The organism is Desulfitibacter alkalitolerans DSM 16504 (assembly GCF_000620305.1).
GTDB lineage: Bacteria > Bacillota > DSM-16504 > Desulfitibacterales > Desulfitibacteraceae > Desulfitibacter > Desulfitibacter alkalitolerans.
This window is the reverse complement of sequence record NZ_KK211106.1, coordinates 68,751-89,608: the sequence shown is the minus strand read 5'-3', so window position 1 is coordinate 89,608 and position 20,858 is coordinate 68,751. Positions and strand designations below refer to the sequence as shown.

The 20,858-nt window shown below is 37.9% G+C and carries 25 protein-coding genes; 2 read left to right on the top strand and 23 right to left on the bottom strand.

Going from position 1 to position 20,858, the window contains the following annotated elements:
- Positions 1–61 precede the first annotated feature (61 nt).
- The 10 genes from K364_RS0121305 to K364_RS0121260 form a co-directional block, all read right to left on the bottom strand.
- A complete protein-coding gene (locus K364_RS0121305; RefSeq protein WP_028309678.1) occupies positions 62–1,072 on the bottom strand; it encodes a TRAP transporter substrate-binding protein in 1,011 nt (336 codons plus the stop codon).
- 250 nt (positions 1,073–1,322) lie between these two features.
- Positions 1,323–2,873: a response regulator transcription factor gene (locus K364_RS0121300; protein WP_028309677.1), complete on the bottom strand. Its 1,551-nt coding sequence runs from the start codon at positions 2,871–2,873 to the stop codon at positions 1,323–1,325.
- Between the two features lie 96 nt (positions 2,874–2,969).
- A complete protein-coding gene (locus K364_RS0121295) occupies positions 2,970–4,580 on the bottom strand; it encodes a histidine kinase (RefSeq protein ID WP_028309676.1) in 1,611 nt (536 codons plus the stop codon).
- 50 nt (positions 4,581–4,630) lie between these two features.
- Entirely contained in the window at positions 4,631–5,407 is a 777-nt protein-coding gene (locus K364_RS0121290) for an IclR family transcriptional regulator (protein ID WP_028309675.1), read from the bottom strand.
- 52 nt (positions 5,408–5,459) lie between these two features.
- On the bottom strand, positions 5,460–6,473 hold the full coding sequence (gene dmpG, locus K364_RS0121285) for a 4-hydroxy-2-oxovalerate aldolase (RefSeq protein ID WP_028309674.1): 1,014 nt from the start codon (positions 6,471–6,473) through the stop codon (positions 5,460–5,462).
- Complete coding sequence (locus K364_RS0121280) at positions 6,474–7,358, bottom strand: acetaldehyde dehydrogenase (acetylating) (protein WP_028309673.1); 885 nt, start codon at positions 7,356–7,358, stop codon at positions 6,474–6,476.
- A gap of 240 nt (positions 7,359–7,598) precedes the next feature.
- Positions 7,599–9,263 carry an ATP-binding protein gene (locus K364_RS25930; RefSeq protein WP_051534305.1) on the bottom strand — a complete coding sequence of 555 codons (1,665 nt, stop codon included), beginning with the start codon at positions 9,261–9,263 and terminating at the stop codon, positions 7,599–7,601.
- Between the two features lie 205 nt (positions 9,264–9,468).
- Positions 9,469–11,022 (bottom strand): ammonia-forming cytochrome c nitrite reductase subunit c552, encoded by a 1,554-nt coding sequence (locus K364_RS0121270; protein WP_051534304.1) that lies wholly within the window; start codon positions 11,020–11,022, stop codon positions 9,469–9,471.
- Positions 10,997–11,482 (bottom strand): cytochrome c3 family protein, encoded by a 486-nt coding sequence (locus tag K364_RS0121265; RefSeq protein ID WP_051534303.1) that lies wholly within the window; start codon positions 11,480–11,482, stop codon positions 10,997–10,999. Before K364_RS0121265 ends, K364_RS0121270 begins: the two co-directional genes overlap by 26 nt.
- Before the next feature lie 139 nt (positions 11,483–11,621).
- A complete protein-coding gene (locus tag K364_RS0121260; protein ID WP_028309670.1) occupies positions 11,622–12,956 on the bottom strand; it encodes a PhoH family protein in 1,335 nt (444 codons plus the stop codon).
- A gap of 226 nt (positions 12,957–13,182) precedes the next feature.
- Here K364_RS0121260 and K364_RS0121255 point away from each other — a divergent pair, with 226 nt between their 5' ends.
- Positions 13,183–13,812 (top strand): protein-L-isoaspartate(D-aspartate) O-methyltransferase, encoded by a 630-nt coding sequence (locus K364_RS0121255; protein WP_028309669.1) that lies wholly within the window; start codon positions 13,183–13,185, stop codon positions 13,810–13,812.
- A gap of 30 nt (positions 13,813–13,842) precedes the next feature.
- Here the strand turns inward: K364_RS0121255 and K364_RS25175 are convergent, their stop codons facing one another.
- The 3 genes from K364_RS25175 to K364_RS0121240 form a co-directional block, all read right to left on the bottom strand.
- Positions 13,843–14,664 carry a S1C family serine protease gene (locus tag K364_RS25175; RefSeq protein WP_051534302.1) on the bottom strand — a complete coding sequence of 274 codons (822 nt, stop codon included), beginning with the start codon at positions 14,662–14,664 and terminating at the stop codon, positions 13,843–13,845.
- A gap of 15 nt (positions 14,665–14,679) precedes the next feature.
- Positions 14,680–15,102: a CBS domain-containing protein gene (locus K364_RS0121245; RefSeq protein ID WP_028309668.1), complete on the bottom strand. Its 423-nt coding sequence runs from the start codon at positions 15,100–15,102 to the stop codon at positions 14,680–14,682.
- A gap of 201 nt (positions 15,103–15,303) precedes the next feature.
- Positions 15,304–15,621, bottom strand: coding sequence for a nitrous oxide-stimulated promoter family protein (locus tag K364_RS0121240; RefSeq protein ID WP_028309667.1), 318 nt, complete (start codon positions 15,619–15,621; stop codon positions 15,304–15,306).
- A 240-nt stretch (positions 15,622–15,861) separates the two neighbouring features.
- Here K364_RS0121240 and cooS point away from each other — a divergent pair, with 240 nt between their 5' ends.
- Positions 15,862–17,775 carry an anaerobic carbon-monoxide dehydrogenase catalytic subunit gene (cooS, locus tag K364_RS0121235; protein WP_028309666.1) on the top strand — a complete coding sequence of 638 codons (1,914 nt, stop codon included), beginning with the start codon at positions 15,862–15,864 and terminating at the stop codon, positions 17,773–17,775.
- 58 nt (positions 17,776–17,833) lie between these two features.
- Here cooS and K364_RS25170 read toward each other — a convergent pair whose 3' ends face one another.
- The 10 genes from K364_RS25170 to K364_RS0121185 form a co-directional block, all read right to left on the bottom strand.
- Entirely contained in the window at positions 17,834–18,103 is a 270-nt protein-coding gene (locus K364_RS25170) for a hypothetical protein (RefSeq protein WP_035270624.1), read from the bottom strand.
- Positions 18,104–18,293: 190 nt separating this feature from the next.
- Positions 18,294–18,635, bottom strand: a complete 342-nt coding sequence (locus tag K364_RS0121225; RefSeq protein ID WP_028309665.1) for a hypothetical protein — start codon at positions 18,633–18,635, stop codon at positions 18,294–18,296.
- A 15-nt stretch (positions 18,636–18,650) separates the two neighbouring features.
- Positions 18,651–18,929, bottom strand: a complete 279-nt coding sequence (locus K364_RS0121220; protein WP_242841764.1) for a hypothetical protein — start codon at positions 18,927–18,929, stop codon at positions 18,651–18,653.
- 7 nt (positions 18,930–18,936) lie between these two features.
- A complete protein-coding gene (locus K364_RS0121215) occupies positions 18,937–19,221 on the bottom strand; it encodes a hypothetical protein (protein WP_028309663.1) in 285 nt (94 codons plus the stop codon).
- A 5-nt stretch (positions 19,222–19,226) separates the two neighbouring features.
- Positions 19,227–19,508: a hypothetical protein gene (locus tag K364_RS0121210; protein WP_028309662.1), complete on the bottom strand. Its 282-nt coding sequence runs from the start codon at positions 19,506–19,508 to the stop codon at positions 19,227–19,229.
- A gap of 29 nt (positions 19,509–19,537) precedes the next feature.
- Positions 19,538–19,837 carry a hypothetical protein gene (locus tag K364_RS0121205; protein WP_028309661.1) on the bottom strand — a complete coding sequence of 100 codons (300 nt, stop codon included), beginning with the start codon at positions 19,835–19,837 and terminating at the stop codon, positions 19,538–19,540.
- Positions 19,800–20,036, bottom strand: a complete 237-nt coding sequence (locus K364_RS0121200; protein ID WP_028309660.1) for a hypothetical protein — start codon at positions 20,034–20,036, stop codon at positions 19,800–19,802. Before K364_RS0121200 ends, K364_RS0121205 begins: the two co-directional genes overlap by 38 nt.
- Positions 20,037–20,199: 163 nt before the next feature.
- Positions 20,200–20,430, bottom strand: coding sequence for a hypothetical protein (locus tag K364_RS25165; RefSeq protein ID WP_035270622.1), 231 nt, complete (start codon positions 20,428–20,430; stop codon positions 20,200–20,202).
- Positions 20,431–20,446: 16 nt separating this feature from the next.
- Entirely contained in the window at positions 20,447–20,602 is a 156-nt protein-coding gene (locus tag K364_RS27010) for a hypothetical protein (RefSeq protein WP_169734778.1), read from the bottom strand.
- A 30-nt stretch (positions 20,603–20,632) separates the two neighbouring features.
- On the bottom strand, positions 20,633–20,851 hold the full coding sequence (locus K364_RS0121185) for a hypothetical protein (RefSeq protein ID WP_028309659.1): 219 nt from the start codon (positions 20,849–20,851) through the stop codon (positions 20,633–20,635).
- Between the last annotated feature and the right edge of the window lie 7 nt (positions 20,852–20,858).

The following is a 20,858-nucleotide window of genomic DNA, read 5'->3' as shown; positions in this document are numbered from 1 at the left end:
CTTTGCCATTTTTTAAAAAAATAGAGTACAGAAGTCCATCTGTACTCTATTTACTTTTCAATTACTGACCTAGTAAAGCTTCAATATATTCTGGCTTTATTTTATCCATGAACTTTTCATAAACTGGGGCACATGCTCTTTGCCATTCGTCCTTGTCTACTTCAGTGACAATCATTCCAGCATCTGTAAGGGTTTGAACTAATTCAGTATCTAACTGGGCACTATACTGCCTTTCCCAATCTCTAGCTTCCTTTTCAGCCTTTAAGATAGCTTCTTGAATGTCAGCTGAAAAACCATCGAAAAGATTTTTGTTAATTGACATTACAGCAGGCGAATAAAAATGACCAGTTAAAGAAACATGTTTTTGGACTTCATAGATTTTTGCGGTATAAAGAATAACTAGCGGATTTTCTTGTCCATCAATTGTTCCCTGCTGCAGAGCTATAAATACTTCACCCCAGGCCATTGGTGTAGGCTGCGCACCTAGATGTCGGAATGTTTCAAGGTGGATTGGATTTTCCATGGTTCTAATTTTCATACCGCGCACATCTTCTGGACTAACAATAGGAGCCCTGTTATTTGTTATGTTACGGAACCCATTTTCCCAAAACCCTAGAGCTTTAATTCCCATGGGGGCTAAACTTCCAAGTATCTCTTGTCCAATTGTACCATCCATAACTTCATAAGCCTTTTGTCTATCGGTTACAATAAAAGGCAGATCAAACAACATGAAGTCAGAAGAGAAATTGGGTAGTGGACCGGTAGACGTTAAACACATTTCAATTGTACCAACACCAACACCTTCAACAAGATCTCTTTCATTTCCTAGTTGGCTGCTTGGAAATATCTGCACTTCAACCTGACCACCTGTGTACTCAGCTACTTTATCTGCAAAAACTTTTGCGCCTTTACCATAGTGACTGTCAGCTTCAGCAGTCATGCCTAACCTTAAAACAACTTTTTTAGGATCATCTACATCCTTCCCGGGATCTTGTGCCTTATCATTGCCGTTACATGCAGCCAAGGCTAGCATCATTACCACAACAACACAAAATAATAAGACTTTTTTCAATTTCCTAACCTCCCATATTTAACTAATAATTAGATATATTTAAATATTTTTAAATATATCTTTGTAATAAATTCCGCTCCTGCCAACTCTCTTACTTTTCATAAGTTTGTCCGAGTTAGCCGGACAAACTTATTGATAAAAGTAATATATAGTTTTTAAGAGGAGAAGGGTTGTTTATTACTTGTTGTATTTATCTAGTTCAATAATAATTAGAAATTACCTTGGGAGTTTTTTGACATTGACTATAAGATTATTTACTTTTAGAATCTTCAACCAATTTGCTTGGGCTAATATCTGTATGTTTTTTGAATATGCTGCTAAAATAGCTAGGGTCATATATTCCCACCTGTCTACCAACCTCACCTACTGAGAATTTTCCTGTCATAAGTAAAGCCTTTGCCTTTTCTATGCGTATCTTGGTTAAAAACTCATTAAACCCTTGTCCCGTTTGCTTTTTAAAAATTCTGCTCAAATAAGAAGGGTTTAAAAAGAGCTTTCCAGCAGCCTCATCTAAGGTAACCTCTAAATGATAATTTTTCTTAAGATAGTCAATAACCCAATTAACATAGTACTCTGGAGCTGATAACTTGTCTGGTACCATTCTCTTAAGCAATTCCTCTAAAATCTCACCTATACCCAATGTCAAGTCATCTACATTAGCAGATTTCCTATTTAGCGCTAAAATTTGTTCTCTAAAAAACTCCATTTCTTCCTGCAGTAATATATTCTTTGCTGATTCGCAAACCACGAGGGTAAGCAAATCCCCGACATATTTAACAGCTTTCTCCTTTGTTAAACCCTTGGTTCTCATCTCAGATAAAATTTCCTTAATCATTTCCATTGCATGACTGTAGTCTTTTTGAAGGAGGGAAGTAAATACCTTATTTTGAACCTCCGCAACATTGGGTGTTGTGCTGCTAGTATCTTTTTTTGAAAAGAACCCGCATCTATGCCAGAACAAAGCATTTTCAGCGGTTTCTTCAGCAATTTTATAAGCTGAATAAATGTCACATCCCTTTTCCAGGATGGCTGCTCCAGCAAAAACATCATACCCATGCATTAAACACCATTTTTGAATACTTTCCATGGTATCCCTGTGCACTGTTCCTTCCAGCAAGAATACTAACCTGCCATCAGCCAAGACACTATATAAAGCAGATTTTAACTCCATGTCAATTGCTGTTCCAATATTTGTCAGAGTTGCTTCGTTGGTAACCACTCTCCTATTCTTTCTATCAAAAAATTGGGCTGCAAGTATCTGATTAAACTGGTCAGTTTTGATGCCTAGTAATTTTTTAGCTGCCCTCTGCCTATCTGTCTTTACCCCGCCAGAAATTAGATCTAACACCAACTGCTTCTTTATCTTTGGTTCTAATGCCTTAATATTACTATGGAGCCTTGAAGCCTTACACTTCTCCAGCTTTTCTTTAAGTTTGCTTTTTATGCCCTTTTTCAAGACATTAATCAATTTATCTGGGCTTATGGGTTTGGTTAAATAATCTTCCACATCTATTTCAATGGCTTTTTTTGCATAATCAAATTTTTCATAAGCAGTTAAAATATATATTTTAATCCATGGATGCTTTTGCTTAATAATAGCTGCTGCCTCTAAACCATTTTTATGGGGCATGGAAATATCAATAATAACAAAATCCGGTTTAAGCTTGTCAGCTAGTTCTATTGCTTCAAGACCATCCTCAGCTTCCCCACAAATATTTAGAGGCAGATTATACTTTTCAATCACATGTCGGAGAAACTGTAATTCAACTGTTTCATCATCAACAATTAGAATTTTGTACATACTTTTTCTCCTCGTTAAACTTTAATAATAAATAGCTCATTAACATGGATAAACATTGGTGTTCTTGCAAACAAAAATGAAAATAGAAAGTCATGTTTACGTGTTCTCTATAGCCGTTTCAGCTGGCAGTTCTATAGTTGCTTTGGTTCCGCCCTTATTTAATCTTTCAAGACAGAAACTGAATTTTTCTCCATAATAGTATTCAAGCCGCTTGTAAATATTTTTTAAGCCAATTCCCTTCATTGGTGATATGGGGTTAAAGCTATTACCTGTTAACTCCCTTACCTCATTTATCACTTCGTCTTTAACGCCTGCTCCATTATCAATAACATCTATAACAACCCTGTTGTTCCTCATATATCCATTGATTTCAAGCATGCCGTGCCACCTAATATTGGAAAATCCATGCAAAATAGCATTTTCAACTAGAACCATCAAGGTCATATTTGGAACCTTTGTAGATAAAACTTCTTCTTTGATATCCATTCTAACGGTAAACTTCCTTGGAAATCTTGTCTTTTGTATCAGTAAATAGTCATTTATTTGCTCTATCTCTTCTTCTATTGAAATAAGAGATTGTGTTTTACCCAGGCTCCTTCTTAAAAGATTAGACAAGGCATAGGTAAGATTTGATGCAGTTGCAGCACCTTCCATAAAAGAGGTTTGAGCAATTGTATTTAACGTATTAAACAGGAAATGAGGGTTAACCTGGGATTCTAGAAATTTTAGCCTGGCCTCGTTTAATGAACTTTCAAGTTCCGCTTTTCTCTGCTCTTCTTTTACCAGGCTGAGCTTATAAGCACTAATTTGCTTGCTTCTGGCCGAATCTATAATCATCTGCACAAGAGATGCTCCAACTAGTGAAAGGGTTTCTGCGACAGATTTCAAGTGGTTCCTGTTAATAATGCCTAGATTTACATAAGCCTTATGGGCTAAAGGATAATCTCTTCCGGAAAAGGAGTTTTTGAGCAATAGTTCATCAGCATCTGCAGGCGTCTCTACCCTGCCATAACCACATCCCAGGTAGCCCAGCAACCTGTTATTGATTATAATAGGTGATTGTATTGAATATACTTTAAATTTACATTTAAATACTACCAGCTCTTTACCCTTTTTTTCACCCTTTTCCGTACAGAGAACACAATTACCCGTTTTCTGCTTTATACAAAGAGAACAAAAATCAGGAAAGCTTTTTGGTTCAGCTAAAAAAACGCCATTGCTGTCCACCAAAGTAACAGCTAGTTTAACGCTCTGGGCAAATTTATCAGCTATTGTATTAAGGTTAACTAATTGATCTATATCATATAATTCCAGGCCATCTATTGTTTCCATCTCATTCAATGGTGCCGGCAGGGCAGGATAAACTATACTTAAAAACTGGGATGGTTTATCTGATTTATTAATAAGGTAATGTTGGGCACCATCAGGAACATAGCCGAGCTTCCCTTTTGTAAGAACTAGCTCTTTTCCATTGATTATATGAATACTTTCCCCTTCTATACCATGCAGTATTTCCACATAACCAGCATGGGTGTGAATTTCCTGCTCTTTACCTGGAAATACAGTTGCAAAAGAAAGAGTTGGCTGGGTTTTTAGGCCATTAGAATCCAGCTGAAGCCAGTAAAGATCTCCCCACTCGTAGTGCTGTTCATCTAAAATTTCTAAATCAAATATCTGGTTAATTTTATTTCGTATTGCTTGATTCATTATTATCACCCTGCAGCATGTTTTTAAAAGTTTTTATAGCTATTAAAATGTCAATTTGTCAAGCCTGACCCTAATTTGCTAGAAATCTCCAGGCCGGCCTCCACTACTAGCTCCGCCATTTTCTCTAGAGAATCCGTGGAAATTCTGGTTGTTGGTCCGGCAATGCTTATTGCAGCAATAACCCTGCCAGAATAGTCCATAATGGGTGCCGCTACACATCTCAGACCTTTCTCATTTTCCTCATCGTCTATTGCATAGCCCTTTTGCCTGATCTCCTCCAGGTGCTTGTATAAGGCAGCTTCATCTGTTATGGTCTTGTCTGTAAGCCTGGGAAGGCCATGTTCTCTAATTAACTGCTTACTTTCCTCAGGATCCATCCAGGCCAGCATGACCTTTCCCACACCTGTACAGTGACAGGGTTGACTCTTGCCTATTTCTGTATGAATTCTCATTGACTGGACACTTTCCTGCTTTTCAATATAAACTACTTTACCCTGGCGCAGTATGACCATATGAACAGTCTCATTGATCTGTTTTGATAGACGGGCGATAACAGGTTTTGCCTTATTTCGAAAATCCATGCTGTTTAGGGAAGCATTTGCAATTTGAGCGAATGCAATCCCCAGTCTATATTTGCCGCCTTCAGCATCCTGTTCGAAATAACCCTTACCCAGCAGGGTGTTTAGGGTTGCATGAACTGTGCTTTTGTTTATTTTTAACCTTTTGCTGATTTCTGTAACACCCATTGGTCTGCTTTCCTGTGCCATGAGCTCTATGATACGAAATGCTTTATCAACTGATTTGATAATGTTTTTGTCCTCCCCCATATTCCTGCCTCCTCATTATATATTACATGGTTTATTACATGGCGAGAGGTTTTTAGAGGCTGTTTTGCCTGGTGCTTAATTCATAAGCCACATCAATTATCATGTCCTCTTGTCCTCCAACTGTCTTTCTCCTGCCCAGTTCAACCAAGATATCCCTTGCGTCAATTCCAAACTTCTCTGAAGCACGCAGGGCATGTAAAAGAAAACTGCCGTATACTCCAGCATACCCTATGCTGAGGGAGTTCTTATCAATAACCTGCGGTCTTTTCATTTTAGGTGCAACTATATCATCTGCCACATCCATAATTTTATATAGGTCAACTCCAGTTTTGTATCCGAGTTTATCCAGAACCGCCACCAATACCTCAGTTTGTGTGTTGCCGGCACCTGCTCCCAAGCCCTTGCATGTACCATCAACCATGTCCGCTCCTGCCTCAATGGCAGCCAGGGTATTGGCCAGAGCTAGACTTAAGTTGTTATGGGCATGATGGCCAACTGGAATGCTCACAGCTTCCTTAACAGCTCTAATCTTAACAGCCACCTCCTGGGGAACCATTGCTCCCGCAGAATCAGTAACATAAACAACATCAGCTCCATAGCTTTCAAAAAGCTTGGCTTGTTCTACAATCTTTTCAGGGGGTACCATGTGGGACATCATGAGAAATCCTATAGCTTCCATTCCCAGCTCCTTGGCCAGCTTAATATGCTGTTCCCCAACATCTGCCTCAGTAACATGGGTTGCTATTCTAGCAACTTTAGTATTATACTTAGCGGCAAATTCCAAGTCCTTTTTTGTGCCTATTCCTGGTAATAGCAGTACATCAAGCCTGGCATTTTTTAGCACATCTGACACTGCCTTTAAGTACTCCTCATCGGAAGCAATGGCAAATCCATATTGATATGAGGTTCCTCCCAATCCATCTCCATGGCCAATTTCTATGGTATCAACTCCCGCCTCATCCAATGCTGCAGCTATTTGTGCCATGTCCTCTGGTGTGAACTGATGGCTGACAGCATGCATTCCATCACGTAGGGTTGTGTCAACTATTCTTATATGCTTTTGCATCTAGATTACCTCCTTGTCTATATGTCTTGAGATTTTCCGGGCAATTTTGTCTCCAACAGCTGCTGCAGCCGCAGTAATTATGTCCAGGTTGCCTGAATACCTGGGAAGATAATGACCGGCACCTTCTACCTCTACTATAATTGTAACCTTATCCCCGTCAATTATTGGGGGCATCTTTAGTTTATAACCTGGAACATATTCCTGGACCCTGGCCACCATGGTAAGTACTGATTCTCTAATGGCCTTTTTATCTGGATTCTTTACTCTGGTATAGATTGTATCTCTCATCATAATAGGTGGTTCAGCTGGATTAAGAATGATAATTGCCTTGCCCTTTTTAGCCTTGCCAACTATTTCAATTCCCCTGGCTGTGGTCTGGGTGAATTCATCAATATTTTGACGAGTACCAGGCCCAGCACTTTTACTGCTGATAGTGGCTACTATCTCAGCATATTCAACTTCTGCTACCTGACTCACTGCTGCAACCATGGGAATGGTTGCCTGGCCCCCACAGGTAACCAGATTAATATTTGGACTATCAATATGCTCATCCAGATTTACAGGCGGCACCACATAGGGACCAACTGCAGCTGGTGTTAAATCTATGGCAATTTTCCCAGACTTTTCTAGTAAGGGAGCATGCTTTAGATGTGGCCTGGCACCAGTAGAATCAAAAACTATTTTAATTTCATCATTGCCAAGAATTGCAGAAATGCCTTCATGGGATGTTCTAAAGCCATTTTCTCTAGCAAGTCTTAAACCTTCTGAATTTGGGTCTATTCCTACCATCATATCCAGCTCAACATATTTGCTTTCCATTATTTTATACATTAAATCAATGCCAATATTGCCGGGACCAATTATGGCCGCTTTAACCCTCTGCATCATTTTAAAAAATCCTCCCTTTGTATTTGATCTTATTTCAATATAGCACCTTCTGCTGCTGAAGAGGCCTGCCTTGCACAATTAAATAAAATTTGTATGTTTATTAATGCTAAACCCTATTTAGAATAACTGTACATATGTATTCTCCATTTTTTAATAAGTTCCTTCAATTGGATAGATATTTATTGCCAAATCTACAGCTAAATATAGAAAACAGCTTTCCAGGACCTGGCAAGCTGCTTATTCTCTAGTTCTAGCACAGGGAAGATATATTACAAAGGTCGTACCTTTATTGTTCATGCTTTCCACTACTATGCGCCCACCATGCTCCTTGACTATCTGGTAGCATACACTAAGGCCAAGGCCTGTCCCTGTTTCCTTTGTCGTAAAAAAAGGTGAGCCTAACCTGGCAATTTCAAACTGTGACATTCCTACTCCATTATCTGAAATTGCAATAAATACCTCATTACTATCACTAACATAGCCTGTTCTAATAATTACCTTGGGATTTTCTCTTTCCAGGAGAGCATCAAAGGCGTTTTGAACTATATTCAGGATTACCTGCTTTATTTGGTTTTCATCAACCTTAATTACTCTATCTTCCTCATCATAAACTATTTCTAACTTTATTCTTTTCATAAATGCCTGATTATCCAGCATTATATACATTGAGTCTATTATTTCACGTATTGAAATGTATTTAAATACAGGGTCTCTAGGTTTAGTAAATAACAAAAACTCTGTAATAAAATTATTTAGATTATTAGCCTCGCTTTCAATGACGCCAACATATTCTTTAATCCGCTTGTCGCTTGTTATATGGTTTATTAGCTGACTAAAGCCTTTAATGGACGTAAGTGGATTTCTAATTTCATGAACAACTCCTGCAGCCATTTGGCCAATAATTGCAAGCTTTTCCTGCTGCTTGATTTTCTCCTGGTCCATTTTAAAACTAGTTATGTCAGAAGCCACAAAGATTTTGCCAATAGTCTCCTGATCCACATTACAAATGCTAGCTGTATGTACGACTGCAACCTTAACTTTATCATCAACAGTTCTATAGATTATTTCATAGTTTTCTAATTCTTTCTCACTGGTATTTTTTAATTCTTTTACTTTTATCTTTAGTTTTTGCAAAAACTCTTCCAGATCCTGCCCAATAATAACTTCCTTGGTTAGACCACTTTGCTGGGATATTTTATTGTTGCACATTATTATCTTTTCGTTTTTATCAGTTAATAAAACAAGATTGTCTACTGAATCTAAAATAGTTTGGGTCTGAAGCTGCAGGTTTTCTAACTCTTGTTCTTTTTTAGCTTCTGAAATTAAGACTAAATAGCCCTGATCTTTTAGTTTATAGCCATCAAACTTGAGTTTTACTATTTTCCCAGACTTATGTTTTATAGGAAGAATCCTATTTTTTATTGAGCTTTTATTCATTGAATGCAGCTCACAAACTATAGGTTTAATATTATTAGAAACATAAATTTTAGCTGCTATCAGTTCCGGCGTTAAACCTAACACTTGTTCTTTATTAAGACCCGTAAACTCCATGTACTTTTTATTTAAATAGGAAGCCCTTAAATCAGTATCGTAAGTCATTACTCCAACAGGCATTTGATTTAATACACTTTTTATAAATTCATTCTCCCTTTTCATTTCTTCAAAATTAATATTCTGGGATAATCTCTGATAACTTTTCCAAATTAGAAAAAACACTAAAAGCCCAGCAAAAATTCCCCCTGCTTTTAATGTTATACCAATAAATCCAGCATTATCTGAAGTTTGTAAATAATATAAAACTACTGCAATAACACTGCTTACAACTACCATAATTATAAATTTAATAAAGATACCTTGCTCCTGTACTTTGTGCTTTTTAACCTTTGGGCTATTATGAGGCATCAATAAACCACCTTTTGTAGCTTAAGAGAATACTATATGATAATTATTATATTGTAACACAGAAAATGTCCTCAAGTCTTAAATAAAATGTCGAAATGTGCCTTCTAATGCATGAATGTATGTAATGTAAGGATTATAATTAGTAGTATAACTAGGCCTGGTTCTATGAACCAGGCCTAGTTATTTTTTTAATGCTTTATTGGTCTTAATCTATACGCCTGTTTAAATCCCAGATACGTTCAGCCTCAGGAAACAGCGGCAAGTACTCCAACCATTTATGAGATTTAAGGTGTTCCTCACTTTGCTGTAACTTGCGGCTGTGCTCCATAATGGGAGGTACAATTTCCTTAATATCCCCTTCAAGATTGGGGGCTATTCCATAAAGAGTTGCCCTGAGGGCTAAATCAACTGCCTCTCTGCTGTATTGTTGAGATTTAGCAAGGGTGTCTAAAGCCTTTTGAGGGTTATGGAAACCCACGCTGTTTTCCGCAGAGACATAATCCCAGAACCACTGTCCCTTACGGGTCATTTCTCTAGCCTGTTTCATTAGTTCATCATAGTTGCTGTGACGCTCTCCCTCATATTCAGAGGCTAATCTTATGGCTTCATGGGCACGTACTGAGATATCCTGAGCAATTAGCAGCTGCCCCCAGGTTCGTTCCTGGGTATAAATTACCCGATCCTTTAAATATTGAGCACTCTTGTCTGAATGACACTGACGGCATGATTGTTCAATATATTTTAAAGGCGAAGTCCAATGGTGTGAGGAGATTTTTTTCTTGCCATCCTCTCGGACATATGGCATATGACAATCTGCACAAGAGACTCCAGCTGCACCATGGGTACTGTCAATCCACATTTCAAACTCTGGATGCTGTACCTTTAACATGGGTGTCTGGGAGACAGGGTGAATCCAGTCTGCAAAGGCACCAACAAAACCCCTTTCAGGATTCCCTTCATTTAAATGCTGGTACATCTCCTCTGGGCCAAAACCATAATCCCATGGGAAAGTAACCTTGGCAGCTACTCCAACATCTCCCCTCTGGAAATAGTATTCCACATGACATTGGGCACACACATAGGAACGCATTTCATTTTTACTTGCCTCACGCCAATCAATCCCCTGTTTCTGCAAAGCTATATCAAGAGGCTCACTAGTAATCTGCAGCTCCATGGTCTGGGGATTATGACATAAATTACAGCCTATGGTGTGTTCCTCTAGATCATGCTCCAGTCGAAAGTCATTAAATTCCATGGACCAGAAAGCATCTCCATATTCTTCAATATATCCAGGTGTTTTATTGCTCTTGCAGTTCCAGCAAGAAGCAGGCAGTCCGGCACTTTCACTATAATTGTTTAAGCGATCTATATGTAAAAGATCTTCTAGTGCATAGGTGTGCCCTCGAGCCCTTTTGTATTCATAACTGAAGGGATAGCCCAGCCATAGATTTTTTAGATAAGGCTGAGCATATTGGTAACCTATGGGCAGTGGGTTAATTCCGTCATGCTTGTCATGGGGAACAGAACCACCGTAAACAGTCATCTGGGTATCATCCAAATTATTCAAATAGCTCTGGTACTGTAACGGGAACTCTTTACCAAAAGCACTGTTACGGGTTTCATTTGAAGCTAGATTAGTGTCAAAAGTAGGTTGTCTTGTGTCAGGTATAGTCTTGCAGCCTGCAAAAACAAAGGAAAAAATTACAACCATGATTACAGTCTTAAGCACATTATTATTCACCAGCAACTCTCCTTTCATCAATAGGTCTTTTGGGAGAATGGGGTACCTGTTGATGACAATCTGTACAATACTGCTTGGCATCCATGTTTATTTCAACATTAATATTAGTCATGGTATGGCAATCAGAGCAGTTTTTATTGATTATTTGTTTGGTTTTATCTGTAGCATGTATCACGTCATCAATGTCGGCAAATAGGTTTTTGTAAATGTCCTTAGATCCGGCATAGGTTTTAAAGGCTGCCTTTTCTAAAAGAGGTTTAGGTGCATGACAGTCATTACAGGTTAGATTCCCATGTACAGATTCCATATGTGTTCTAACTGGTTCATGCATCACATGACAGCTGCCGCAAAACTGGGGTGTATCAGTAGACCGCATGGCAAACCCTGTACCTAGATAAAGAACAATTATAGTTATGAGAATTATAGCCACAAGAAACCATCTGTCACTCTTTAATGTATTAATAATATTCCTCCCCATTAGATGCCTCCTTCCTCCTTTAAAATGAGACTTTTTTAGTCCTATTTATATTTATTCGTGTTCACATAAAAATCCTTCTTTTTAAGTAAATCTTTATAAATTTTTCACAAAATAATTTTTGACAACTTGCAAATACACCCTATAGAATCTGGGAGGCAAGCTGGGCTAAAGCTGACCTTTCACCTTTTTCTAAATTAACATGGGCCGATATGGACTGTTCCTTGAATTTCTCTACTAAATAAGTTAATCCATTGCTGGTAAAGTCCATGTAAGGGTGGTCTATCTGTTCTGGGTCTCCAACCAGTACAATTTTACTCCCTTCCCCTACCCGTGATACTATGGTTTTAACTTCATGCTTTGTCAGGTTTTGGGCCTCATCTATAATTATAAATTGATTGGGCAGAGTTCTGCCGCGAATATAAGTAAGGGCTTCTACCTCCACCCTTTTTAAACCTGCTAAAATATCATCCAGTCTTCCATCTTTATGTGTACCAAACAAAAACTCCATATTATCAAAGATTGGCTGCATCCAGGGACGCAGTTTTTCCTCCTTATCTCCTGGCAAAAAACCAAGCTCCCTACCCATGGGTACAATTGGCCTGGCAACCAGAAGCTTTTTAAATAGGCCTAGTTCCTCAGTTTTATATAAACCTGCTGCCAGGGCAAGTAATGTCTTTCCTGTTCCGGCTCTACCTGTTAAAGTTACTAGAGGTATATTATCACACAGCAAAAGCTGCATCGCCATTTTCTGCTGTATGTTTCTAGGATAAATGCCCCAAATGTCCTTGTCTGGGATCCATAAAGGTTCAAGGAGATTTTTTTCAGGATTATAATAGGCAACAGCAGATTTAGATGAGCCAAGCTGATCTTTTAATATGAAAAATTTATGTGGGTAAATTTGATGCCTGGAGAGGGGCTCAGTAGAAATGTCAAGAGATTTATTAGTGTAGAAGGTATCGATAATTGAAGGATCCACCTCTATGGTTTCAAAGCCTGGATAAAGGTCATTTTGCTTAACTACCATATCAGACAGATAATCTTGAGCAGGAATTCCCAATATGTCTGCCTTGATACGCATTAAAGCATCCTTACTAACAAGATAGACTTTTCTTGGCAGTTGTTTTTTTTGCTCCTCCTCAAATAGGTTTAGAGCCACTGCAAGTATCCTGTTGTCATTATTTATTTCATGAAAAGCTCCCTGTATACAAGTGATGTGCTTGTGATTCAGCTCTATGCGCAGGGTTCCGCCATTTTCCAGGGTGACCCCTTTGTCAAGCCTTCCTTTTTTTCGAAGCCCATCGAGGGTGCGGGAGATTTGACGAGCATTACGGCCTAATTCATCAGCCTGTCTTTTTTTGCTGTCAATTTCTTCTAAAACAATAGCTGGTATAACAAGCTCATTTTCTTCAAATGCAAATATGGAATTAGGGTCCTGTAACAAAACACTTGTGTCTAACACAAATAATTTTTCCATTTAATGCCCCCCACTTTATGTTATATTTATAATGATATTCTCCAAAAATATATAAATTACCTGTTTAATAACCCAGTTAATAGATTAAAATTATGTTAAATATTGTTTAAGTATTGAAATTTCAAGGTTTCGAAATTTATAGTAGAATAAATTCCATAATATACTACTCTTTATAATACTCTCTGGTAAATACTATACTTAACAAAACCATGCTTAGGAGGAAACAATGGAAAGCTTGCAAGAATTGGTGAAAAGACTTGAGGAAAAAGGTATATTGAAGACTCCATCCATCAAGGAAGCCCTTCTTAAAGTTGATAGAGTTCATTTTGTTGTACCCGAATACAGGGATTATGTTTATCATGATAGACCATTACCTTTAAAGGAAGGACAGACTATCTCCCAGCCTTTGACGGTAGTTTTTATGCTTGAGCTTTTACAGCCTAAAAAGGGTCATAAAGTTTTGGATGTTGGGTCAGGCTCGGGCTGGACAACGGCTTTGCTGGCAGAGCTGGTAGGGGAAGAGGGCAATGTCTTTGCAATTGAAAGGATTAAATCTTTAAAGGAATTTGGAGAAAAAAACCTAAATAAACTCAAATATAAAAATGTGCAGTTTATAGAGGGAAATGGCGCCAGGGGCCTGCCTGAATATGCTCCCTTTGACAGAATCCTTGTAAATGCCTCGGCTAAAACCACACCCCCTGCATTAAAGGAACAGCTTAAAACAGGGGGCAAAATGGTAATTCCCATAGATAATTTATTGTATGGGGGGTACTTAACCCTTTTAAATAAAGTGGGTGAAAACCATTACCAGGAAGAGATTTATCCCGGTTTTACTTTTGTGCCTTTTATCACCTAGCAAGTTCATATTATTCATCGATAACACTTTCTAATCAGCGGGTAGTTTTTCTAGAAGATGCTTGATGGGAACAGCTAAACCTATTGCCTTATCATTATCTAAAGCAGACCTTAGGGTAGCAAATACAACAGCAACTACTTTTCCTTCAGTATTAAATACTGGGCTGCCGCTGCTGCCCTTATGGATAGCCCCTTCAATCATCAAAACCTCCCTGTCCCATCCCTTTAAACTGGTAGTTCCAGTGATTTGCCCCTTGTTAATAATTCGGGTAAAGCCCAGGGGGTTGCCAATAATTAAAATTTCATCACCTGCTTGGGGATTGCTTTCTGTTTCAAGTTCAATGATAGGTATATTTTCACCTTCCACCTTCAGTATTGCTATATCTATCTCTGGAAAGCTCTCAATTTCCTTAACATGATATATGTCTCCATCAATAAAATTCACATAAACGATTCTAGAATCTCTAATGACATGATGGTTTGTTATAATTACACCTGTTGGAGATATGTTAAAGCCTGTCCCCTGTCTGCCCATGGCATTTACAACTACTACTGACTCCCTTAATTCCCTAAATTCAGGGTTTTTTGCCAGTTCTCTTGATTTAGCTAAAAAATCAATGGGGGGAAGACTAAAAACCTTAAACCAATTGGCCAGGATCAGCAGTATGAAGATACACGCTGTAACCAAGCCTATTAATTTAATGACAAGAGCCCTGAAAGCTGATTCTTTCTCATCATCAGCTTCCTCTTCATCGCCATAGTATTCATTAAGCTCTTCCACTAACTCAGTATCTACTTGTTCTGCTGCATTTTTATCCAGGGCAACCTTCCAATACTGTGTGTCTTTATCCATTGTCTACGCCTTTCTTTAACCAACTTTTCCTTCCTTTTTTTCCAATAGGTCAGCACAGTATTCTATAATATCACTACGTTTAACTATCCCAATAAAAACTTCATTATCATCCACTACTGGAACAAAGTTTTGAGATATGGCAAGCCTCAGCAAACTATCTATCCTTGCGGTAATTTTTACCGGCTTATTAGTAATGTGCAGTGGAACCTCGGTAAGCAGTATTTTATGGGTGTTTTCAAAGCTCAGGCTGGGAGTATTTTTGATTTTCCAAAGTAAATCACCTTCAGTTATAGTTCCCACATATTTGCCCCTTTCATCAATTAATGGGACAGCTGAGTATCTATGGTACTCCATTTTCTCTAATGCCTGCCTCATTGTGTTTTGGGGAGACAAAACAACAACCTCCTGTTTAGGTGTAAGAAAAAATGGTATGAGCATAAGTAAAAACTCCCTTCTATCATAAGCAAAAAATATCATGCTTATGAAAGTGATATATAACCATCTTCCATGATAAAGCATTAAGCCATTTATAACAACCTAAGGATAAAAAATTTCATATAAAATTGACATCCAATATTTAGATTACATATTATGTTTATATCGTACTGAAAGTTCATGGCATTGCGGGTACAAAGCCTTTCATCGTAAATAGTGATATAAGTAATCCAACCTCCCCCTTTTCACATAATAGATGCCGGAAAACTTCATAACCTTGCGAATTTGCTCCCTGTATTTTGAAGAATAACATGGTGTATCACACTTTTTGCAAGCTGGCTTGGGATCCTTTTTGCAAAGCTTTCTTTTTTTAATGGCATATAATGCAAGCTCCATACATTCCTTACACAGCCTGGTATTGTTTTCATAAAGAAGATTTTTCTCCCTGCCCTCATGGTTTTTCTTACAATATATATTAATAAAGTCAAGTACAACTTTTATGTCCCTATCTTCCCTTTCCACAAACATCCCCCTTTCAACAATAAATTCAGCAAAATATTTTCAATTACCCACTTGATATCATACAACTGCTCTTTAAAAACAATTGTATTATAATTTTCATTTTCCTAGAATTCTATGACATTTATCACACAAATACAAGTTTTTGTTTTTATCTTTCCATAATATTCCTTTAGATTGTGTAATTATTTTTTAAATATTCTCCAATACTAACTAGAGAATACCATAATTGGAGGAATGTAAATGTCAAAGGAAATGATCCATCGAATGAATGGGCGTATCAGCTACCATGACTCTGTTCAGGATATGTATGAAAACAGATTAAAGCCTGACGGCATGAGTAATGTTTTTGACCGCATGGACCCCCAGGAAAAAATTCGCTGCAGCTTTTGTTCCGAGGGAGTCAGCTGTCAGCTGTGCAGCAATGGCCCCTGTAGAATCTCATCAAAGGTTGGTGCAGATCTGGGGGTTTGTGGCATTAGTCCTGATGCCATGGCCATGAGAGACATGCTGTTGAGAAATGTTATGGGTACAGCCACCTACAGTCATCATGCCTTCATGGCATTTAGCACGCTAAAGGCAACAGCCCAGGGTAAAACTCCCTTTGGAATCACAGACAAAAACAAGCTATATGAGCTTTCTCAGAAGCTGGGCATTGATACATCTGGTTCCCAGGAACAGGTTGCTGAAAGGTTAGCTGACTATCTTATCGCTGAGCTCTCAAAGGATTATCAAGAGCCAAGCAAGCTTATCCAGGTTTTTGCTCCCCAGAAAAGGCAGAAGCTCTGGCAGGAGCTAGCCATATTCCCTGCAGGTGTGCTTCATGAAATTAAAGATGCTACTGCCAGCTGTTTAACAAATGTTGATGGTGATTATGTGTCACTTGCAAAGAAGGCCCTGCGTTTAGGAATAGCATGCATATATGGAGCTCAAATACCTCTGGAAATGGTTCAAGACATTCTTTTCGGGACACCTACACCCCATGAGGTGGATATGGATCTTGGAATCATGGATCCAGATTACGTCAATGTGGTATTTAATGGCCACGAACCCTGGGTAGGGGTAGCCACAATCTATGAAGCTAGAAAGCCCCAATGGCAGGAAAAAGCAAAACAAGCTGGTGCCAGGGGTATCAGGGTGATTGGTTCCATAGAAACAGGTCAAGAATTACTTCAGCGCTTTGAAATGGATGAGGTTTTTGTGGGACATACAGGCAATTGGCTTTCCATTGAACCACTGCTTGCAACTGGTACAGTAGATGTCTTTGCAATGGACGAAAACTGCTCACCACCAAATCTCCATGATTATGGTGAAAAATACAAGGTTACACTGGTCTCAATAAACGACCTGGTTAGAATACCAAAGGTTGAAAAAAACCTTGACTACAAGCCCCCAGAGGGATTAGAAATTGCCCATAAACTTCTTGAATGGGGTATTGCTAACTATCCAGTTAGAAGGCAGCATGTAAAGCCATATGTACCGCAGAAAAGAACAAAAGCTGTTGCCGGTTTTTCCACTGAAGCAGTACTAAATGCTTTAGGGGGTAAGCTGGATCCCTTTCTTGATGTAATTAAGGCCGGCAAGATTAAAGGTGTGGTAGCAATAGTTAGCTGTTCAACCTTGAAAAATGGCCCCCAGGATTGGGTAACAGTTAACCTGGCCAAGGAGCTTGTAAAAAGAGATATCCTTATAGTAGCGGGCGGCTGCGGCAACCACGGACTAGAGGTAGCCGGCATGGCTAACATGGATGCCCTGCAATATGCGGGGGAAGGATTAAAGGAGGTCTGTACCGCCCTTGGCATACCTCCTGTACTGCCCTTTGGAACCTGTACAGATACAGGCAGGATATCAATGTTAGTAACTGCCATAGCTGATGCTCTGGGAGTAGACACTTCTGATCTGCCAGTTGCCGTCAGTGCCCCAGAATACCTGGAGCAAAAGGCAACTATAGACGGACTCTTTGCATTAGCCTATGGTCTCTACACCCACCTATCACCAACACCTCCTGTAACTGGAGGCCCGGAACTGACCAAGCTGTTAACCCAGGATCTAGAAGGGATAACTGGGGGAAAGGTAGCAATTGGTGATGAGCCTGCAGAAATTGCTAAAGCCATAGAAGAACATATAAATAAAAAGCGCCAGAAGTTAGGCATTTAATGTAAAAAGACCGGGTTTATATAAAAACCCGGTCCTTTTATTCAATATTTTTTCCTTTCTACTTTTCTTTTTTCTTTTGATAAATTTTATAAAGCTTTTCCAGTCCTTCAATAACATATTGAGTATGGTAGCTGCCTATAAGACTTTGCTCCTTTTCTTGGTCCTGGACCTGGTTCAGTTCTTGACTCTGGTTTTGGTCCGGGTTTTGGTCTTGCTCTTGTTCCTGACCCTCTTGTTCATTAATATGCGAAATTAAACTTTCCTCGTCTTTATCGGCTATGTCTATTTCCACAGTTTCATCTACTGTCTCGAAAGCTGCAGGCTCCATAACTTCTTCTACTTGACCTTGTGCACTTTCAGCACTAGTTTCCTGGACTCCTTCTGGTATATTGTTCTCTTGTTCAGCTTTAACTTCTTTTTCATTTTTTGGGGAAACTTTAGCACGATAGTTACTAGAATAATAACTTCTTCTATTTTAATTAAATATTTTTCTGTCCATCCTTTTCTCTCCTTACCAACTATTTGCCCGTATAGTTTGTGATTTTTTTTAAAAAGTTATATAAATCTCTTTCACTAACACCACAATTCTTAATTAAAGATTTTGTTTTTTCAACTGGTTCTGCACTTTTGTAATACCCTGGATCCCTATCTATTTCTTTTAGTACAGCGTCATAAATTTTTTTTTCATATGGGAATAAGGTATCTTCAAATTGAACCTGGTAATCTTCTGGTCTTTTATGAGATCCACCCTGATCAACGTAATTTTCAGACCATACATGTCCCCTTATACATTGAAATTTAACCCTTTCAAATTCATATATTTTAATAATCTCTGTTTCATTACACATTATACAATCCAATATCAACACTCCCAACTATCTAACTACAATACCAAGAATACTAATTCCCGATTTAATTTCTATTGGTTTAACCTGGCGCCCATTTATCCAGATTTTACCTTGTTCATCAACTTTCAAGTCAATATTCAAATCTTCAAAAATACACTTATCCAATGCATATGGTGAGACAAACAAAAAAAATGAATTTAACTGTACTGGTGATATATTTTTAGCATCAACTAAATTTGCCTGGTTGGATGCATTAACCAGCAGATTAAACCTTCTGTCTGATTCAGTATCTATCATGGAATTCATTTAATCCCTAATCTCCCTTCGTACCTTCTTGAGTTTTACTAATTTTACTATCTGAATATATTTGAACATTTTCTCTAGTACTATCATCTAGACCTGTAAGTTCTATTTCTCCTGATTTAGTCACCTTTATGGAAATGGGTACCAGGTTATTATCAAGATCATTATATTTCTTTAAGTGAGCTAATCCTAAAATAACTATTAGGTTAAACTGGGATAGTATGCTTTTTTTTGCTTCACAGAAATTTGCCTGATTTGACAAATTTACAATTGCAGGGAATTTTCCTTGTTTCAAATATTTCACCCCACATATTTTTTTATTGCTTCTCGTACCTTATCTTGTTTTTCTGTATCGTTTAAATTTTTATCCTCTTTGATTAAGTACATTTCTTCCAGCAGTTCAATTGGATTGCAATTAAACTCTTCATCATTAATCTCTATCTCTAACCCTGCAACTGAAATCCTGTTAAATTTACTTTTTTTAACTTCTTCTGTTTCAATTGTTGATTCGTCCTTGGAAAACTCTTCTCTATCCATATTTGCACTTTCCTCAACTTTCTTCTCTTTATAAATGTCAACCAAATTTTTACACCCCCTAGACAAAATGTGGGTTAAAACTTAACTGTAGTTAGTTCTGTTTTATCTTTATCCTTTATATCTGTAATTACTTTTGTTTCCCCTTTGGCAGCTTCCTTTTGACTGGCAATCATCTTTTTTGTTTCTTCTCCAGTATTTAGCTTATTGTATTTTTCAACACTCACACTTAAGTTCTTATATTTTGTACTGGTCTCATCAAATAGTTCGCCATCTATATAAACACTACCGTCCTTGTCAATTCTGATTTCCTCCGGCATTTTTTTGTTATTCAGATTTTTAATCCTTATCCAATTGTTTGCTTTCATTTTGAACATGACTAGATATTTCACCTCCAGCTTCATCAGTACTAGATATTTTAACCATGGAACTAGATTGGGTAATTATAGAATAAGCACTAAGTGTCATGTTTGATTGGTTATTAGTATTAAGCTGATCAATAATTTCTGCCTGCATATATACATGGGCGGGTCCCTTTAGCTTGGATAATTTATCCAAATTGTCCTTTTCTGACATATAACATCCTCCCCAAGTTATTTTTTTAAGTATATATATTCTCTAAATGATTATTCCTGTATAATAGGTTTTATGTTTTAAATCCGTCTGGTAAAAAATGCAATGAGTTTATGTAATGAGGCCTCTAATATTAGAGGCCTCATTACATAACTCCTATTTATTTTCACGTAAGAATTTGGTCATTATCTTCATTAGTAGAGAACCCAAACTGAGCTTCTATTATGAAATTAACCTGTGCAGCAACAGCAACTAATACCTGCTGGGCACTCTGGTTAACAATTTTTTGATTGATTACACTGGCAACAAATAAATCCCCAGATTGATTTGGTGTATTGTTGCATCTCCTTCTTCTTGAGTGAGGAGGATTTAAATATTTTCCTGCTAAACTATTCATTTTTTATTTAACCTCCTTAATCTTCAATAAGATCATTATCTTCATTAGTAGCAAAACCAAACTGAGCTTCTATTACAAACAGAACTTGTGCAGCAACAGCAACTAATACCTGCTGGGCACTTTGGTTTACTGTTTTTTGATTGATCACACTGGCAACAAATACATCTGGCATTAATATTACCCCCTGAATATTTTTTTTGACCTATCTAAATCTAGATATAACTGATTGTAGAGCCCTTATTTGATCTAATCTAGTAGCTTCAGGCCTTCTGCATGAGGCCAACCCCTCTAACAACTGAAAAGGATCTACATTTTCTACTGTCCTATTTGATTCTATCCCATGACCGTTTACTGTAATATTTAAAGGATCAAACTTCTTAGAATTGAGCGTCAAGCCATCCTTTGTGAAACCAATTTTCAATTTACTC

Bases quoted from the DNA above. Each gene is read 5' to 3' on its own strand.
- K364_RS0121280 (WP_028309673.1), bottom strand. From the start codon at position 7,358: ATGCAGAGGGTTAAAGCGGCCATAATTGGTCCCGGCAATATTGGCATT.
- K364_RS25175 (WP_051534302.1), bottom strand. From the start codon at position 14,664: ATGGATAAAGACACACAGTATTGGAAGGTTGCCCTGGATAAAAATGCA.
- K364_RS0121270 (WP_051534304.1), bottom strand. From the start codon at position 11,022: ATGAAAGGAGAGTTGCTGGTGAATAATAATGTGCTTAAGACTGTAATC.
- K364_RS0121260 (WP_028309670.1), bottom strand. From the start codon at position 12,956: ATGGAAAAATTATTTGTGTTAGACACAAGTGTTTTGTTACAGGACCCT.
- K364_RS27010 (WP_169734778.1), bottom strand. From the start codon at position 20,602: ATGCCAGATGTATTTGTTGCCAGTGTGATCAATCAAAAAACAGTAAAC.
- dmpG (WP_028309674.1), bottom strand. From the start codon at position 6,473: ATGCAAAAGCATATAAGAATAGTTGACACAACCCTACGTGATGGAATG.
- K364_RS0121205 (WP_028309661.1), bottom strand. From the start codon at position 19,837: ATGTTCAAAATGAAAGCAAACAATTGGATAAGGATTAAAAATCTGAAT.
- K364_RS0121255 (WP_028309669.1), top strand. From the start codon at position 13,183: ATGGAAAGCTTGCAAGAATTGGTGAAAAGACTTGAGGAAAAAGGTATA.
- cooS (WP_028309666.1), top strand. From the start codon at position 15,862: ATGTCAAAGGAAATGATCCATCGAATGAATGGGCGTATCAGCTACCAT.
- K364_RS0121200 (WP_028309660.1), bottom strand. From the start codon at position 20,036: ATGTCAGAAAAGGACAATTTGGATAAATTATCCAAGCTAAAGGGACCC.
- K364_RS25165 (WP_035270622.1), bottom strand. From the start codon at position 20,430: ATGAATAGTTTAGCAGGAAAATATTTAAATCCTCCTCACTCAAGAAGA.
- K364_RS25930 (WP_051534305.1), bottom strand. From the start codon at position 9,263: ATGCCTCATAATAGCCCAAAGGTTAAAAAGCACAAAGTACAGGAGCAA.
- K364_RS0121220 (WP_242841764.1), bottom strand. From the start codon at position 18,929: ATGAATTCCATGATAGATACTGAATCAGACAGAAGGTTTAATCTGCTG.
- K364_RS0121290 (WP_028309675.1), bottom strand. From the start codon at position 5,407: ATGGGGGAGGACAAAAACATTATCAAATCAGTTGATAAAGCATTTCGT.
- K364_RS0121245 (WP_028309668.1), bottom strand. From the start codon at position 15,102: ATGCTCATACCATTTTTTCTTACACCTAAACAGGAGGTTGTTGTTTTG.
- K364_RS0121265 (WP_051534303.1), bottom strand. From the start codon at position 11,482: ATGGGGAGGAATATTATTAATACATTAAAGAGTGACAGATGGTTTCTT.
- K364_RS25170 (WP_035270624.1), bottom strand. From the start codon at position 18,103: ATGGAGCCTGCAGCTTTCGAGACAGTAGATGAAACTGTGGAAATAGAC.
- K364_RS0121300 (WP_028309677.1), bottom strand. From the start codon at position 2,873: ATGTACAAAATTCTAATTGTTGATGATGAAACAGTTGAATTACAGTTT.
- K364_RS0121295 (WP_028309676.1), bottom strand. From the start codon at position 4,580: ATGAATCAAGCAATACGAAATAAAATTAACCAGATATTTGATTTAGAA.